This is a genomic window from Pseudomonas sp. 3B-A001-10F (genome assembly GCF_056313565.1).
Genome location: NZ_JBQYFW010000108.1, coordinates 1 through 254, shown reverse-complemented (window position 1 = coordinate 254; position 254 = coordinate 1). Strand labels below are relative to the sequence as shown.

The following is a 254-nucleotide window of genomic DNA, read 5'->3' as shown; positions in this document are numbered from 1 at the left end:
TGAAGTCGTAACAAGGTAGCCGTAGGGGAACCTGCGGCTGGATCACCTCCTTAATCGACGACATCAGCTGCTCCATAAGTTCCCACACGAATTGCTTGATTCATTGAAGAAGACGAAAGAAGCAGCCCGAAATTGGGTCTGTAGCTCAGTTGGTTAGAGCGCACCCCTGATAAGGGTGAGGTCGGCAGTTCGAATCTGCCCAGACCCACCAATTTTGTGTGGGAAACGCCTGTAGAAATACGGGGCCATAGCTC

General features: G+C 51.6%; 1 tRNA gene and 1 rRNA gene. Both read left to right on the top strand.

Features of this window, described 5'->3' with window-relative positions:
• A 16S ribosomal RNA gene (locus AC0ZWN_RS28955) occupies positions 1 to 53 on the top strand; the annotation flags it as partial.
• Positions 54 to 134: 81 nt separating this feature from the next.
• Positions 135 to 211 (top strand) — tRNA-Ile (locus tag AC0ZWN_RS28950).
• The last annotated feature ends 43 nt before the right edge of the window (positions 212 to 254 follow it).